This window comes from Lysobacter sp. OAE881 (genome assembly GCF_040546665.1).
GTDB lineage: Bacteria > Pseudomonadota > Gammaproteobacteria > Xanthomonadales > Xanthomonadaceae > Lysobacter_J > Lysobacter_J soli.
Genome location: NZ_JBEPOG010000001.1, coordinates 2,630,157 through 2,644,470, shown reverse-complemented (window position 1 = coordinate 2,644,470; position 14,314 = coordinate 2,630,157). Strand labels below are relative to the sequence as shown.

Here is a 14,314-nt window from a genome sequence, read left to right as displayed (position 1 = left end):
CATACGCGGACGCCCGCCCGCCCGACTGCGACCCGCGTCGATGTGCCGCGGCTGTCCCTTCGCCGGCTGCGGCGGGTTCACCGCTTGTAGCCACCGCGCCCGGCACCATCTGTAAAGCGGTCCCTGCCGCGTGCGCACGTTTCATGCTGAATCCGCACTTCGACAATCTCTTCGTCCGCGATCTCCCCGGCGACCCCGACACCGCGCCCGGCGTGCGGCAGGTGCACGGCGCCGCGTATTCGCGCGTGGAGCCCACGCCGGTTCCACAGCCGCGGCTGCTCGCGCATTCAGCGGAGATGGCGCGCCGGCTCGGCTTCAGCGAGACCGACGTCGCTTCCGACGAGTTCGCGCGCGTGTTCGGCGGCAATGCACTACTGCCCGGCATGCAGCCGTTCGCGGCGAACTACGGCGGCCACCAGTTCGGCCAGTGGGCGGGGCAGCTCGGCGACGGTCGCGCGATTTCGCTGGGCGAGATGATCAACGCCGATGGCGAACGTTGGGAATTGCAGCTCAAGGGCGCCGGTCCGACGCCGTATTCGCGCAGCGCCGACGGCCGCGCGGTCCTGCGTTCGTCGATCCGCGAATTCCTGTGCAGCGAGGCGATGCACCACCTCGGCGTGCCGACCACGCGCGCGCTGAGCCTCGTGGGCACGGGCGAATGGATCGAGCGCGACATGTTCTACGACGGCCATCCGCAGCTGGAGCCCGGCGCCGTGGTGTGCCGCGTCGCTCCCTCGTTCATCCGTTTCGGCAATTTCGAACTGCCGGCCTCGCGCAACGACACCGAACTGCTGCGCCAGCTGGCCGACTTCTGCATCCGTCGCGATTTCCCGGACCTGCGCGGCCTCGGGCGTGGGCAGGCGGCGTACGCCGAATGGTTCGCGCAGGTGTGCGAGCGCACCGCCGTGCTGATGGCGCACTGGATCCGCGTCGGCTTCGTGCATGGCGTGATGAACACCGACAACATGTCGATCCTCGGCCTGACCATCGACTACGGCCCGTACGGCTGGGTCGACAACTTCGATCCGGGCTGGACGCCGAACACCACCGATCGTTACCAGCGCCGTTACCGTTTCGGCCAGCAACCGCAGGTGGCGTACTGGAACCTCGGGCGACTGGCCGGCTCGCTGTCGCTGCTGTTCGACGACACAGAGCCGCTGCAGGCCGGCCTGCGCCGCTTCGTCTCCACCTACCTGGACGCCGATCGCGAGAACACCGCGCGCAAGCTCGGCCTGGCCGACTACCGCGAGGACGACACCGCCCTGATGCAGCAGTTGCAGGACCTGCTGACCGAAGGCGAGATCGACATGACGCTGTTCTTCCGCGGGCTGGCCGACCTCGACGTGCGGGCGCCGGACCTGGGCCCGATGGAAGACGCGTTCTACGATCCGGCGCGTCGCGAGGCGGTCGAGCCGGCATTGCGCGAGTGGCTGGCGCGTTATGTCGCGCGGCTCTCGCAACAGGACCTGCCGGACGCGCAGCGGCGCGAGCGCATGAACGCCGCCAACCCGCGGTATGTGCTGCGCAACTACCTCGCGCAGCAGGCGATCGACCGTGCGGCCGAAGGCGACATCGGCGGCGTCACGGAGCTGCTGGAGGTCATGCGCCGCCCCTACGACGACCAGCCCGGCCGCGAGGCCTACGCGCGCCGCCGGCCGGACTGGGCGCGCGAACGCGCGGGCTGTTCGATGCTGTCCTGCAGTTCCTGACGCCGCCTACACATCGGCCGCGCATCATGCCGCCGCGGGGAACATCGCGGAGGGTGCGGCCATGGGCAACGCAACGATCGTCCGTTTCCATCGCACGCTGGTGGCGTGCGTCCTGCTGGGCCTGACGACCGCCGCCGCGGCGCAGGTGCAGGGCCGCACGGTCGGCACGCTGCAGCGGCACGATCCGGCGCAGCATCGGATCGTGCTCAGCCAGGACGCGCGCACCGGCAGCGAACTGGGGCAGGGCGCGCCCATCAACCTGTACTACGACGAAGCAAAAGCCGAGCGCGATCGCGCCACGCGGCCGAAACTGCAGCCGGGCGACCGCGTGATGCTGGACACGGTGAAGACCGGCAACCGCGTCGAAGCGACATCGGTGACACGCCTGCCCGACACGACGCCGGGCCAGGGGTGGGGCCAGTACCTGCACGGCACCGTCGCCGAGTTCGTCCCGCGCACCAACGTGCTGATGGTCGACCAGACCGAGACGCGCATCCGCAACCGCATCGAAATCGATGCCAATACGCAGGTGTTCGCGCTGGACGGCACGCCGATGCGGCTCGAGCAGCTCAAACCCGGCGACGAGATCGACATGGCTTTCCGCCTGGTTGGCCGCGTGCGCACGGCCTCGAAGATCGTTCTGCTCAAACCCGCGGGCGGCTGAGGGTTACGGCCAGCGGTCGAGGATCGACGGATCGGAGCCGACGCGCCGGCACGCACGCGGACCGACGCCGTCGTTCAGCGCCGCGCGAAAGATCGGGGAAATCGTGCGCAGCGTGCGCGATGCGACCGCGGATCGGGCGCGTTCGAAGCGCGTCGGCGCGAGCATGTCGACCGCCCAGTCCGGCAGCAGCGCGGCGCCGGCGCCGAGGAACAGGTCGCGCGAGAGTCCGGCCATCGGCACGGGCAGACGAATGCGCGCGAGCACGCGCAGCACTTCACGCGAGCGTTCGTCCAGTCGCAGTTCGCCCTGCATGCGGGCGAAGAACGCGGCGATTTCGGCCTCCGTGCCGGGCACGTCGCGCGCGCCCAGCGCTTCGGCGACGCGACGCACTTCGCCGTAGTACGCATCGGCCGCGCCGATGGGCAGCGTCATCGGCGAATAGCGGCGGAATCCTTCGAGGAAACCGAAGCTTTCGGTCACATGCACCCACGTCAGCAGCGCCGGATCGTCGGCGCGATACAAGCGGCCGTCCGGCAGCGTGCCGCGCACCTGCTCGTGGATGCCGGCGACGCGATCGATGAGCTTCTGCGCTTCCGGGCGCGAGGCGTACGTGGTGCCGGCGACGAAATTGGTCGTGCGCCGCAACCGGCCGACGAGATCGGTACGGAAATTGGAGTGGTCCCACACGCCGGCCAGCGCCAGCGGATGCAGTGTCTGCAGCATCAGCGCGCACAGGCCGCCGGCGAGCATGCCGGGGAAGTCGGAATGCACGCGCCAGGTCATGCTGTCGGGACCGAACAGGCCGGGATCGCCGGCCGGATGGTCGTAATCGATGCCGCTCTGCCCGCGCGGGAAGGCGGACAACACCCAGTGGCGGATGCGTTCGGCGGCGAGGGCGTGCGGGGAGGGCATGGGGAGATGATCCCATCCCGTCGGTTCTCCAGCGCCATAGCCCCTCTCCCGCGCGCGGGAGAGGGGTTGGGGTGAGGGCATGGTGCGCACGTCGAGTCTGGCGCGCACTTTCTCCGTTCGCCCTCATCCGCCCTCCGGGCACCTTCTCCCGCAAGCGGGAGAAGGGACCGCCACCAAGTAGAATCCCCCCATGCCCCTGATCACCCTGAACAACGTCGACTACGGCGTCGGCGGCCCCTTGCTGCTTTCCGACGTCGTCCTCTCCATCGAACCCGGCGAGCGCATCGCGCTGATCGGCCGCAACGGCGCCGGCAAATCCACGCTGATGAAGCTCATCGCCGGCGACATCCACGCCGACGACGGCGAGGTCCGCCGCGAGGGCGGCGTCCGCATCGCGCGCCTGGAACAGGAAGTCCCGCCCGGCGCCGATGGCGACGTCTGGGACGTGGTCGCCGGCGGGCTGGGCGAGCTCGGCAGCTGGCTCGCCCAGTTCCACCACCTCAGCCACGCCGAGCACGTCGACACCGACGCGCTGGCGAAGGTCCAGCAGAAGATCGAGGACGCCAACGGCTGGTCGCTCGACCAGCGCGTGACCGAGACGCTCCAGCGCCTGGAACTGGACGGCGACGCCGTGTTCGCGCGCCTGTCCGGCGGCATGAAGCGTCGCGTGCTGCTCGCTCGCGCGCTGGTGTCCTCGCCCGACGTGCTGTTGCTGGATGAGCCGACCAACCACCTGGACATCGAGGCCATCGACTGGCTCGAAGGTTTCCTCAAGGCCTGGCAGGGCGCGCTGGTGTTCGTCACCCACGATCGCCGCTTCCTGCGTTCGCTCGCCACGCGCATCGTCGAGATCGACCGCGGCCAGGTCACCAGCTGGCCCGGCGACTGGGACAACTACCTGCGCCGCCGCGAGGAGCGCCTGAACGCCGAAGCGCAGGAAAACGCGCGTTTCGACAAGATGCTGGCGCAGGAGGAAGTGTGGATCCGGCAGGGCATCAAGGCCCGCCGCACGCGCGACGAAGGCCGCGTCACGCGCCTGAAGCAGATGCGCGTGGAGCGCTCGCAGCGGCGCGAGCTGCAGGGCAACGTCAAGATGGACTTCGCCCAGAGCGAGTCGTCGGGCAAGAAGGTCGTCGAAGCGAAGGACGTCAACTTCGCCTTCGGCGATCGTGAACTCATCCGCGATCTGTCCACCACGATCTTCCGCGGCGACCGCATCGGCCTGATCGGCCCCAACGGCAGCGGCAAGACCACGCTGCTGAAGCTGCTGCTGGGCGAACTGAAGCCGCAGTCGGGCGAGGTGAAGCTCGGCAGCAACCTGCAGATCGCGTACTTCGACCAGTACCGCGCGACGCTGCGCGAGGACTGGAACGCGCTGGAGAACGTCGCCGAGGGCCGCGAGTTCGTCGAGGTGGGCGGCAGGTCCAAGCACGTCATCGGCTACCTGCAGGATTTCCTGTTCACGCCCGAACGCGCCCGCGCACCGATCACGCGCCTGTCCGGCGGCGAGCGCAACCGCCTGCTGCTGGCGAAGCTGTTCGCGCAGCCGTCCAACCTGCTGGTGATGGACGAACCGACCAACGACCTCGACGTCGAGACGCTCGAACTCCTGGAAGAGCTGCTCGGCGACTATCCGGGCACGCTGCTGCTGGTCAGCCACGATCGCGATTTCCTCGACAACGTCGTGACCTCGACCCTCGTGATGGAAGGGGATGGCCGCGTCGGCGAATACGTCGGCGGCTACACCGACTGGCTGCGTCAGCGGCCGGTGAAGTCGGTTCCGGCGGTAGGTGCGAAGGCAACGCCGGCTGCGGCGCCCGTTGCCGCAGCGACCACTCCCGCGCCTGCCGCGCCGAAGAAGAAGCTCAGCTACAAGGACGCGCGTGAGCTGGAGCAGCTGCCGGTGCGCATCGAGCAGCTCGAAACGAAGGTCGCCGAACTGACCGCGCAGATGAACGAGGCGTCGTTCTACCAGCGCGACGCCGCCGGGATCGCCGCCCACACCGACCTGATGGCGAAGACGCAGGCGGAGCTGGATGCGGCGTATGAGCGGTGGAATGAGCTGGAAGGGTGACAAAGCTCGCCCTCACCCCAACCCCTCTCCCGCAGGCGGGAGAGGGGCTAGCAGGGCGACTGCCGGGAATAATGAACGCACCCGGAGAATGGCCCTTCTCCCGCGCGCGGGAGAAGGTGCCGGCAGGCGGATGAGGGCGCTCAGCCGATAAGCCGCCACGCCCGTCTCACCCCGCGAGACGCCCCCACCGCACACTCGCGCGATGCCGCGCGCCACCGCCCTTACTGACGATCTCTTCGCTGCCGCCCCGGCCAGCGACGCCCCGCGCACGCTCATCGAAGACGCCCAGAGCGGCATCCGCTACTGGCCGGCGTTCCTTCCGGATGAGCTCGCCGCGCGCTGGTTCGACGAGCTGAAAACCGCGGTCGCGTGGGAAGCGCAGCGTCGCCCGATGTACGACCGCATCGTCGACGTCCCACGGCTGATCGCGTCCTACCGTTTCGAGGACGACGGCATTCCCGCGCCGCTGATCGACGGCGTCGAACGCGTTCGCGCGCATCTGGACGAACCTTTCAACGCGGTCGGCCTCAACTACTACCGCGACGGCAACGACAGCGTCGCCCCGCACGGCGACAAGCTGCACATGCTGCGCGAAGGCCATCCCATTGCGCTGGTCTCGCTCGGCTCGCCACGGCGCATGACCATCCGCGACCTCGCCACGCGCAAGGCGCTGCACATCGACCTGGAACCCGGCAGCCTGCTGGTAATGAGCCACGCCAGCCAGCTCACGCATGAGCACGGCGTGCCGAAGACGAAGGCGCCCGTGGGGCCGCGCATCAGCCTCGCGTATCGCGTGCGACCGCCGCGCACGGCGCGCGGTTGAAGTTCACTCCAGCCGCACCTTCAGGTCGCGCCCGGCCGTGGCGAAGTTGCCGCTGTAATCCTGCGCGGTGATGCGCAGCACATAGTCGCCGGCGGGCAGTTCGCCGGGCTGCCACTGGCCGGTCGCGAGCACGCCGTCGCGCACCGTGTTGGTCACCAGATACTGGAATCGCGTGATCGCGCTGCCGTGCACGGTGATGCCGCTCGACGGCCCGTAGGCGATCTTCACCGCGTCCGGATCGGCCGGCATGCGGTTGAATTCGATCGTCATGCGCGGCTGCTCGTAACCCGGCAGCGGCGCGCCGGTCGTGTCCAGCCACTGATAGCCCAGCGCGTGCAGCCCGAGCCGGCGACGCGGCAGGTTGCGGTCCACCTGGTCCCACGCATCCACTGCGATCTGCACGCCGGGCGTCGCGCGCGAGAGCACCAGGCGTCCATCGCGACGGACCGTCAGCGGCTGGTCCTGCGCGTCGAGCAGTTCGATCCGGTCGATGCGCGGCGCGTAATGGTCGGCGTAGTTCACGAAGCCCAGCGCCACCGCGTTGCGTTCGTAGCCACTGGCGCCGACGCTCAGGTGCACGTGCGCCATGCCGTTGATCGTGCCGAGCGCGTCGCCCGCGGCAAAGCGCGTGCCGCGACGCACGCGGACGCGTTCCGGCTTGCCATCGTCGCCGGGGACGATGAGGAAGCGCGAGGCATCCAGTGGCTCGCCACGCGGCGTGCGGCCCACGCGCATGTGGATGTAGCCGAGCGTGTCGATCCCCAGCCCTTCTCCGAGTTCGCCGAAGCCCCACGCGGCGTACGGGCTGCTGACCTTTCCGTCGGCGATGGCGAGCACCTGCTGTCCGACGTCGCCGCGGATGTCGAGGCCGCCATGCAGGTGGTCGCGGTTCTCGCGCTGGTAGTTGCCGCGCACTTCGCCAAGCGTGCCGACGACTTCGTGCCAGCCGTCCTGCGGCGCCAGCGGCCAGCGACCGCCGGTGGCGGGCAGCGGCGCATCGGGCGAAGGACCCACGACCTGCGGCGTGCCCGCATCGCGCGATGCCTCCACGGGACGGACGCGATGCACGCGATAGGCCCCAGCGTCCGCGACCAGCAACGTGCCGTCTTCGGCGACCACCAGCCCCGACGCGCGCGACAAGCGCTGCGCCTGCGTCTGCCCGGTGACCTGGTGGGCGCTGCCGTCACGCGCGAACTGCACCAGCCCGCGGTACATCTCGCCGACGTAGAGCACGCCGTCGTGCGCGATCGCGAGGCTGAGCGGGCGATGCACCGGCGGATGTCCGTCGCCGGGCATCGCGCGGGCGAGGGTGGTGACCTCACCGGTCGGCGTGATGCGGCGGATCGCGTTGTTGCGCAGGTCGGCGACGTAGACGCGGTTCATCGCATCGACGGCGACCGCGGTGGGCGTGTCGAACCGCGCCAGCGCACCGACGCCGTCCGCGTCGCCCGGCCGCTCGCCGCCGGCCAGCGTCGAGACGCTGCCATTGGGCGCGATCACGCGGATGCGGTCGTTGTAGGTGTCGGCGACGTACACGCGACCGTCCGCGCCGACGGCGACGCCGGTCGGCCCGTCGAAACGCGCCTGCGCGCCGGGGCCATCCGCGAAGCCCGGCGTGCCGTTGCCGGCGACCGTGCTCACCGCGCCTTGAGGCGTGATTTTGCGGATTGCGTGATTCCCGGTATCGGCGACATAGAGATTGCCGTCCCGATCGAAGGCGAGGCCTGACGGGGTGTCGAACGCCGCAGCGGCACCGACGCCGTCGGCGAAGCCTTCCACCGAGCCGGTGACCGTCGTGACGGTGCCGTCCGGCGCGATGCGGCGGATGCGGTTGTTGTCGCCCGCGTCGCTGACGAACACCGCGCCGTCCTTCGCGACCGCAACGCCGTACGGATCGGCGAACCGCGCCTGTATGGCCGCGCCGTCGCGCCGGCCGGGGATGCCGTCGCCTGCGATCAGGTCGATGTGGCCGGCCCAGCCGATGGTTGTCGGCGCCGGACCGAGCACGGCCTGAGCGATGGGTGGGCGGCGTTCGAATATCCAGGTTGCGGCGAGCGCCGCCGCGGTCGCGACCAGCACCACCAACAGCCATCCGTTGCGTGACATGCGTTTCCTCGTCGTGCGTGACCTTCGATTATTGCCCGCGCCGCGCGCCCGGCGCACCCTTGCACGCGGCGGTCGGCGCGCGCCTAATCGCGCTGGTTTTCGATGACGGGAGGGTGCGATGCGTTGGATCCTCGGAGCAGGCGCGCTGGCGCTTGCGTTGACGTGCAACACGGCCGCGGCCGCGGTGAAGGACGCCACAGCCGGCGGCTTCACCATCGAGAACAGCGAAACCGTGCCGGTCGATGCCGACGCGGCGTGGAAGGCGCTGGTGCAGGACGTCGACCGCTGGTGGCCGAAGGACCACAGCTGGTGGGGCAACGAATCGAAGCTGTCGATCGACGCGCGCGCCGGCGGCTGTTTCTGCGAACTCGCGGGCGCACGGCAGGCGCAGCACATGGCGGTGGTGTTCGTCGATCCGGGCAGGACGTTGCGCATGACCGGCGGCCTCGGTCCGCTGCAGGGCATGGGCCTCGGTGGCGCGCTGGAATTCCGCCTCGCGCCCGCCGACGGCGGTGGCACGCGCATCACGATGTTCTATCGCGCCGGCGGCTACACGCCCGATGACCTGTCGAAGTTCGCGCCGGTCGTCGACAAGGTGCAGGCGCAGCAGCTGCGCGGACTGGCGGACTTCCTCCGCAAGTCGGCGAAGCAGGGCGGCTAGCGAATGGCACAGCTGGGACTGGGATTTGACGATGCACCGACGGGCGAGCTTCACCGCCTGTTCTTCGCGCTATGGCCCGACGAGGCGCTGCGTCCGCGCATCGCCGCCACGGCGGTGTCCGTCGTGTCGGAACATGCGCCGGGCGGGCGTCCGCTGAAACCCGACCGCTACCACGTGACGCTGCAGTTCCTTGGCGATTTCCGTCCGCTGCCGTCGTCGCTGGTCGAAGACGCTAAGGCGGCGGCCGCCGCCGTGCGTTCGCCGGCGTTCGAGCTGTCGCTCGATGAAGTCGGCAGCTTCCGCGGCGCGAACGTCTGGTGGATCGGTTCGCAACATGCGCCCGATGGGCTGCGCGCGCTGTTCGACGCGCTCGGCCGGTCGCTGGCGCAGCACCGCGTTCCGGTGAAATCGTCCGCGAGCTTCGTGCCGCACCTCACCGTGCAACGCGACGTGCGCCGCTTCATCGCGCCCACTCCGGTGCCGCCGCTGCCCTGGCCCGTGCGCGAGTTCGTGCTGATCGACAGCCAGCCCGGACGCGGCACGCCGTACGAGGTGATCGGGCGATGGCCGCTGGGTTGAGCGCTTCAGTGACGCAGCGCGATCTCCGGCCAGCGATCGATGCTGCCGTCCTCGCGCACGACCACGAAGTCGCGCGCGGTGGCGAACAGCACCGGCGTCGGGTGATCCAGCGGCGTGCGCACGAAGGCCAGCCGCCAGCCGCAGCGTTCGCAGGCCTGCAGCATCGTGCGTTGCGGGATGGTCAGCCCGATGCGGCGCTGGACGCGGATGCCGCCGCTGGGTGTCCGCCGTTCGACAGTGGCCATGACGTGTCCCCCCTATGTATCGCCGCCCTCATTGATTCCAACGCATGGCGCACGGCGGGCCGGACGCCCGCAACGCCCTTCAGGAGCCCCGCATGCCGACCGTCGATCCGCGCGTCGATGCCTACATCGAGAAGTCCGCCGACTTCGCCCGGCCGCTGCTCGCGCACATCCGCGAGGGCGTGCATGCCGCATGCCCGCAAGCGGAGGAAACGTTGAAGTGGGACATGCCCAGCTTCACCTGGCGCGGGAAGATCGTGTGCGGGATGGCGGCGTTCAAGCAGCACGTGACGCTGTGGTTCTGGGAAGGCCGCTCGATCGTGGGCGACGACGCCAACCGCGAGGCGATGGGCCAGTTCGGTCGCATCACGAAGAAGTCCGAACTGCCCGGAAAGCGCGAACTCGCCGGCTACGTGAAGCAGGCGATGGCGCGGATCGAAAACGGTGCGACGGCGCCCGCGAAGGAGAAGCCGGCGCCGAAGGCGGCGCTACCCGTTCCCGAGGACCTCACCGCCGCGCTGCGCGGTAACGCGAAGGCGCGCGCGACGTTCGAGGGCTTCGCGCCGGGCTATCGGCGCGACTACATCGAATGGATCGTCGAGGCAAAGCGCGAAGACACGCGACAGCGCCGTATTGCGCAGGCGGTGGAGTGGCTCGCGGAGGGGAAGACGCGGAACTGGAAGTACATCAAGTAGGCGGGCGATGGGTGGCCTTTCGGTCGAGCCCCGTCGTGGGCTTCGCTTACTCGCTGCAGAGCTCTTAAAGCTGTCATCCCCGCGAAGGCGGGGATCCATGTCTCCGCGTCGTCACGGCTTTCGAAAGGCGTGACATATGTGTGAGATGGATTCCCGCCTTCGCGGGAATGACGGCAAGAAAAAACGCTCGCCCGTGCGATGGTCGAGCCCCCTCCGTGGGCTTCGCTTACCCGCTGCAGAGCTCTTAAAGCTGTCATCCCCGCGAAGGCGGGGATCCATGTCTCCGCGTCGTCACGGCCTTCGAAAGGCGTGATATGTCCGAACGATGGAGGTTCGGCTCCGCCGAAGTGAAGCGCTAGCCCGCCCTCACGGGAATGACGGCAAAAGCCAAACCACGTGCCGTCTCGACCAGGCGACGCGTGAATTACCGCAACGGCTCCACCACCGCCGCCCATGCCAGCGCCGCATCGTGCTCGTCCGGTTCGAACGCGCGGATCTCCGTGTTCGGGAAGAAGCGCCCGGCGAACTCGGAAATCTCGCCCAGCCAGCGCTTGTCGGTCACGATCGCGCCGCGCGCGAAGCGGTCGTACTCGCCGAACTTCGCGAAGAAATAGCGCAGGTCCTTCGCCAGTGCCTCGGGCGTCAGCCCGGTGAAGCCGGTCATGTCGCAGTAGATGCCGATGCGTTCGTGCAGGCGCAGGCGGCCCTCGATGTCGGCGATGCAGCGGTCGTAGTCGGCGCCGTCGAGCGTGCCGCTCAGGCGATACGCCCCGACATGCGATGGCGAAGGCAGCAGGTCGATCATGGCATCGTCCGACGGAAACCTCGAGCCAGCGTGCGCGGCGCGGGGTTCAGGACGCGTCAACGCATGCGCGCAGTGGCGTTACTTCGAAAGCAACGCGCCACAACCGGTGTAGGTCTTGCCGCCGGCGTGCAGCTGCGCGGTGACGTCGAACGTCGCACCGGCGTCGTCCTGGCAGGGTTTGCGCTCGGTGATGAGTTCGACCTGCGTGCCGTTGGCGCTCTTGCCGATCCAGCCGTCGCCCTTCGCGCGCGGCTGCACGCTGGCGATATCGAGCTTGCGCGAGCCGAAATCCAGCTGCGCGTGCAGCGAAGGCGCGTCGCCCTGGCCGATCTCGACCAGCCATCCCGGCTCGTTGCCCACCGCGCGGAAGGCGACGCCGCGCGAGCGTGCGTCGTCCCACGGCGAGGCGACGTTCGTGCGCGTGCATTCGTGCTTCTCGCCATCGAGCGTCAGCGTGCCGCTGTCGCCCTTCGTCCAGAACTCGTTGCCGGCGTCGTCGGCATAGCGTGCACCGGATCCCGATACCGCCAGCGGCAGCGAACGGCTGCGGCCGCTGTACGACAGCGTCACGGTGTTGGCGACGTTGTCAAAGACCGCGCCCACGCGCAGATCGCCGCACTGCCAGTTCGTCGGCGGCGGCGATGTGACGGTCGATGTCGCTTCTGCGACGGGCGCGGCGACATGCACCATCCCGATCTCCACCGGTTTGTTCGCCGCCGGATCCACCGGCACGCGCGTGACGCTCGCGAACAGCGGGGCGCCGTCGGGCCCGGCGAGCGTGGCGTGCAGGCCGTACTGGCCATTGGCGCGCAGCTTCGCCGGATCGAAGGGCAGGGTGAAGGCGATGGGCGGGCTGCCGACGTCCTTCACCATGGCGTCGGCGATGACGGCGTTGGGCGTGTCGGCCAGCAGGTTGTCGAGCAGCTGCACGCGCAGCGTCGAACCCGGCGGCGGCAGGATGCGCTCGCGGTAGGTTGCCGTGCCGGTGACGGCGTGGGCCCCCTGCGTCATGGAGGGCGCCGGCGCTGTGGTGTTGCCCTGGGGCTGGCACCCGGCGACGAGCGCCGCGACCGTCAGGAGGAGCGGCGCGGCGCGAAGGGAAGTCCTCGACACGGTCATGGCACGTCCTCCGTCAGGTGGCGCGAGCGTAGCGGGGCGTTTGTTGGAACCGCGTCAGCGCGGCGCCCGGTCGATGCGGACCACCGGGTAGCGGCGATACTGGTCGTCCCACGACGAATGCCGGCGCGCGAAGAACTCCAGCCGCTGCTGCGGACTCTCGGCAAACGCCTTGTCCTCTTCGAGGCGCTGTTCGAAGGCGGCCTTCACCTTCGGATCCTTCAGCATCTCGCGCGCCACGTCCTCGGCGACGTAGTCCTCCATGTACTCCTTTCGCTCGAAGTAGTTGTTGAACTCGCCCCATGCGACCAGCGCGTCCGGCGCCTGCGGTTCCAGCAGCGCCATCACCAGGCGCGCCTTCGGCTGCGCGATCGGCACGAACAGCGCGCCGGCGCCGATGGTGCGCTTCTCCGGCGTCCACTTGCCTTCCAGCGTCGTGCGCTGGTGGCCTTCTACCGACTGCGCGGCGAACGTCGCCGTCTCGGCACGGAACGCCTGCACGGCGAATTTCGACAACGGCGCGTCGAGGCGGCGATACGTCACGCCGTGCTGGTCGAGCTTCGCGCCGACCCACGCCGCGTGCGCGGCCGGGACGACATACCCTGCCTTCGGCGCATCGACCACATGCGCCGGCACCAGTTCGTCGCGCATCGGCACCTGCCAGACCTGCGGTTTGCTTTCGTCGTAACGCGTCATCAGCGCACCGGAGACCTCGGACGGCGTGCGCGTGTATTCGTAGCCGCGGAAGTCGATCGTGCGGACGGTGTCGGTCGCCTTGTAGTCCAGCACCACCGGCTTGCCGCCCAGCAGCTGCGCGCGCACGTCGGCGGCCAGCGCCTGCACGCGCCATTGCGCGCCGTTTTGCGCGATGAGGTCCAGCAGCGAGACGATCGTGTCGTGCGTGACCTTCACCCGATGCGGGTAGTCGCGCCAGGAATGCGTTTCCACCAGCATGCCCAGCCGGTTGCGCAGCTGGAAATAGCCGTGCGAGAAGCGCGGCGTGGCGACGCCGTCCTCGAAGCCGGACGACGGATCGTCGTTCACCACGAACGAGGGATAGAACGGCAGCGGCAGCGAACCCTGCTCGGCGAGGTAGGCGATCACGCCATCGCGCAATGCGGTGCCGGCCTTGCGCAGCGTTTCGTCGCCGCCATGCACCGGCTCGACCTGGATGGAGACGTCGTGCTCGAACTTCGCGCCGTCCGTGACGTGCAGGTCGACGTAGGCCAGCGGGTCCCACGCGTTGACCAGGGCCAGCATCGCCTGCATTTCCGGTGTGTCGGCCTTCACGTAGTCGCGGTTGAGGTTGTAGTTCTGCGCGGTGGTGCGCCAGCCCATTTCCTCCGGACCGCGCTGGTTCGGGCGGTTCCACGCGGCGAAACGCTCGTGGCCGTCCACGTTGAACACCGGCACGAACAGCAGCACCTGCTTTTCCAGCGCGCCGACCGCGACTTCGCCATCGAGCGCCTGCCGCAGCGCGAGGAAGCCCGCGTCCTTCCCGTCGATCTCGCCGGCGTGGATGCCGCCCTGGATCAGCGTCACCGGCAGGTTTTGCGCCTTCGCCGCTTCGGGCGTGAAGGCGCCGACCTTCGACACGACGAGCACCTTCATCGGGCGGCCTTCCGGTGTGATGCCGAAGTCCTGGCAACGCACCGCCTCGGGATAACGCGCGGCGAAGGCGTCGCACAGCGCGATCACCTCGTCGTAGCGGCCGGTCTTCGTGAAGCCGCTGCGCTCGGAAATGGTCGTCAGCGCGGCATCGGGCGGCGCGGCGACGGCGGGCAGGGCGGTGAGCAGGGCGGCGATCAGCAGCGTGCGGGTCATCGTGCGGCGTTCCGGCGGAAAGTCCCGAATGGTAGCGGACGCCGCCCGCGGGGCCGCCCTGTCGCCGGTCACGTTGCTGCCAGCGCCTGTCAGCAGTGAGGTGC

Annotated in this window: 13 protein-coding genes; 7 read left to right on the top strand and 6 right to left on the bottom strand. The window is 69.3% G+C overall.

Features of this window, described 5'->3' with window-relative positions:
• Positions 1 to 143: 143 nt before the first annotated feature.
• Together ABIE51_RS12255 and ABIE51_RS12250 are read left to right on the top strand one after the other, a co-directional pair.
• A complete protein-coding gene (locus ABIE51_RS12255; RefSeq protein WP_192630940.1) occupies positions 144 to 1,709 on the top strand; it encodes a protein adenylyltransferase SelO in 1,566 nt (521 codons plus the stop codon).
• 61 nt (positions 1,710 to 1,770) lie between these two features.
• On the top strand, positions 1,771 to 2,373 hold the full coding sequence (locus ABIE51_RS12250; protein WP_192630939.1) for a hypothetical protein: 603 nt from the start codon (positions 1,771 to 1,773) through the stop codon (positions 2,371 to 2,373).
• A gap of 3 nt (positions 2,374 to 2,376) precedes the next feature.
• Here the strand turns inward: ABIE51_RS12250 and ABIE51_RS12245 are convergent, their stop codons facing one another.
• Entirely contained in the window at positions 2,377 to 3,285 is a 909-nt protein-coding gene (locus ABIE51_RS12245) for an oxygenase MpaB family protein (RefSeq protein ID WP_192630938.1), read from the bottom strand.
• A gap of 190 nt (positions 3,286 to 3,475) precedes the next feature.
• On the opposite strand from ABIE51_RS12245, the gene abc-f reads away from it, so the two are divergent.
• Positions 3,476 to 5,359: a ribosomal protection-like ABC-F family protein gene (gene abc-f, locus ABIE51_RS12240; RefSeq protein WP_192630937.1), complete on the top strand. Its 1,884-nt coding sequence runs from the start codon at positions 3,476 to 3,478 to the stop codon at positions 5,357 to 5,359.
• Between the two features lie 202 nt (positions 5,360 to 5,561).
• Positions 5,562 to 6,182, top strand: coding sequence for an alpha-ketoglutarate-dependent dioxygenase AlkB family protein (locus ABIE51_RS12235; RefSeq protein WP_192630936.1), 621 nt, complete (start codon positions 5,562 to 5,564; stop codon positions 6,180 to 6,182).
• A gap of 3 nt (positions 6,183 to 6,185) precedes the next feature.
• Here ABIE51_RS12235 and ABIE51_RS12230 read toward each other — a convergent pair whose 3' ends face one another.
• On the bottom strand, positions 6,186 to 8,288 hold the full coding sequence (locus ABIE51_RS12230) for a virginiamycin B lyase family protein (RefSeq protein WP_192630935.1): 2,103 nt from the start codon (positions 8,286 to 8,288) through the stop codon (positions 6,186 to 6,188).
• 118 nt (positions 8,289 to 8,406) lie between these two features.
• On the opposite strand from ABIE51_RS12230, the gene ABIE51_RS12225 reads away from it, so the two are divergent.
• Positions 8,407 to 8,949, top strand: a complete 543-nt coding sequence (locus ABIE51_RS12225; protein WP_192630934.1) for an SRPBCC family protein — start codon at positions 8,407 to 8,409, stop codon at positions 8,947 to 8,949.
• Positions 8,950 to 8,952: 3 nt separating this feature from the next.
• Positions 8,953 to 9,528, top strand: a complete 576-nt coding sequence (gene thpR, locus ABIE51_RS12220; protein ID WP_192630933.1) for an RNA 2',3'-cyclic phosphodiesterase — start codon at positions 8,953 to 8,955, stop codon at positions 9,526 to 9,528.
• Between the two features lie 5 nt (positions 9,529 to 9,533).
• On the opposite strand, the gene ABIE51_RS12215 is transcribed toward thpR, so the two are convergent.
• Positions 9,534 to 9,773 (bottom strand): hypothetical protein, encoded by a 240-nt coding sequence (locus ABIE51_RS12215; RefSeq protein WP_115841630.1) that lies wholly within the window; start codon positions 9,771 to 9,773, stop codon positions 9,534 to 9,536.
• A 92-nt stretch (positions 9,774 to 9,865) separates the two neighbouring features.
• Here ABIE51_RS12215 and ABIE51_RS12210 point away from each other — a divergent pair, with 92 nt between their 5' ends.
• A complete protein-coding gene (locus ABIE51_RS12210) occupies positions 9,866 to 10,465 on the top strand; it encodes a YdeI/OmpD-associated family protein (RefSeq protein WP_192630932.1) in 600 nt (199 codons plus the stop codon).
• Positions 10,466 to 10,889: 424 nt separating this feature from the next.
• Here the strand turns inward: ABIE51_RS12210 and ABIE51_RS12205 are convergent, their stop codons facing one another.
• The 3 genes from ABIE51_RS12205 to ABIE51_RS12195 all read right to left on the bottom strand — a co-directional run bounded on the left by ABIE51_RS12205 (position 10,890) and on the right by ABIE51_RS12195 (position 14,210).
• Complete coding sequence (locus ABIE51_RS12205) at positions 10,890 to 11,270, bottom strand: SpoIIAA family protein (protein ID WP_115841629.1); 381 nt, start codon at positions 11,268 to 11,270, stop codon at positions 10,890 to 10,892.
• 78 nt (positions 11,271 to 11,348) lie between these two features.
• Positions 11,349 to 12,281 (bottom strand): YbaY family lipoprotein, encoded by a 933-nt coding sequence (locus tag ABIE51_RS12200; protein ID WP_192630931.1) that lies wholly within the window; start codon positions 12,279 to 12,281, stop codon positions 11,349 to 11,351.
• A 162-nt stretch (positions 12,282 to 12,443) separates the two neighbouring features.
• On the bottom strand, positions 12,444 to 14,210 hold the full coding sequence (locus tag ABIE51_RS12195) for a M14 family metallopeptidase (protein ID WP_192630930.1): 1,767 nt from the start codon (positions 14,208 to 14,210) through the stop codon (positions 12,444 to 12,446).
• Positions 14,211 to 14,314: the final 104 nt, after the last annotated feature.

Bases quoted from the DNA above. Each gene is read 5' to 3' on its own strand.
- abc-f (WP_192630937.1), top strand. From the start codon at position 3,476: ATGCCCCTGATCACCCTGAACAACGTCGACTACGGCGTCGGCGGCCCC.
- ABIE51_RS12205 (WP_115841629.1), bottom strand. From the start codon at position 11,270: ATGATCGACCTGCTGCCTTCGCCATCGCATGTCGGGGCGTATCGCCTG.
- ABIE51_RS12215 (WP_115841630.1), bottom strand. From the start codon at position 9,773: ATGGCCACTGTCGAACGGCGGACACCCAGCGGCGGCATCCGCGTCCAG.
- ABIE51_RS12235 (WP_192630936.1), top strand. From the start codon at position 5,562: ATGCCGCGCGCCACCGCCCTTACTGACGATCTCTTCGCTGCCGCCCCG.
- ABIE51_RS12245 (WP_192630938.1), bottom strand. From the start codon at position 3,285: ATGCCCTCCCCGCACGCCCTCGCCGCCGAACGCATCCGCCACTGGGTG.
- ABIE51_RS12250 (WP_192630939.1), top strand. From the start codon at position 1,771: ATGGGCAACGCAACGATCGTCCGTTTCCATCGCACGCTGGTGGCGTGC.
- ABIE51_RS12200 (WP_192630931.1), bottom strand. From the start codon at position 12,281: ATGACGCAGGGGGCCCACGCCGTCACCGGCACGGCAACCTACCGCGAG.
- ABIE51_RS12255 (WP_192630940.1), top strand. From the start codon at position 144: ATGCTGAATCCGCACTTCGACAATCTCTTCGTCCGCGATCTCCCCGGC.
- ABIE51_RS12210 (WP_192630932.1), top strand. From the start codon at position 9,866: ATGCCGACCGTCGATCCGCGCGTCGATGCCTACATCGAGAAGTCCGCC.
- ABIE51_RS12225 (WP_192630934.1), top strand. From the start codon at position 8,407: ATGCGTTGGATCCTCGGAGCAGGCGCGCTGGCGCTTGCGTTGACGTGC.
- ABIE51_RS12195 (WP_192630930.1), bottom strand. From the start codon at position 14,210: ATGACCCGCACGCTGCTGATCGCCGCCCTGCTCACCGCCCTGCCCGCC.
- ABIE51_RS12230 (WP_192630935.1), bottom strand. From the start codon at position 8,288: ATGTCACGCAACGGATGGCTGTTGGTGGTGCTGGTCGCGACCGCGGCG.
- thpR (WP_192630933.1), top strand. From the start codon at position 8,953: ATGGCACAGCTGGGACTGGGATTTGACGATGCACCGACGGGCGAGCTT.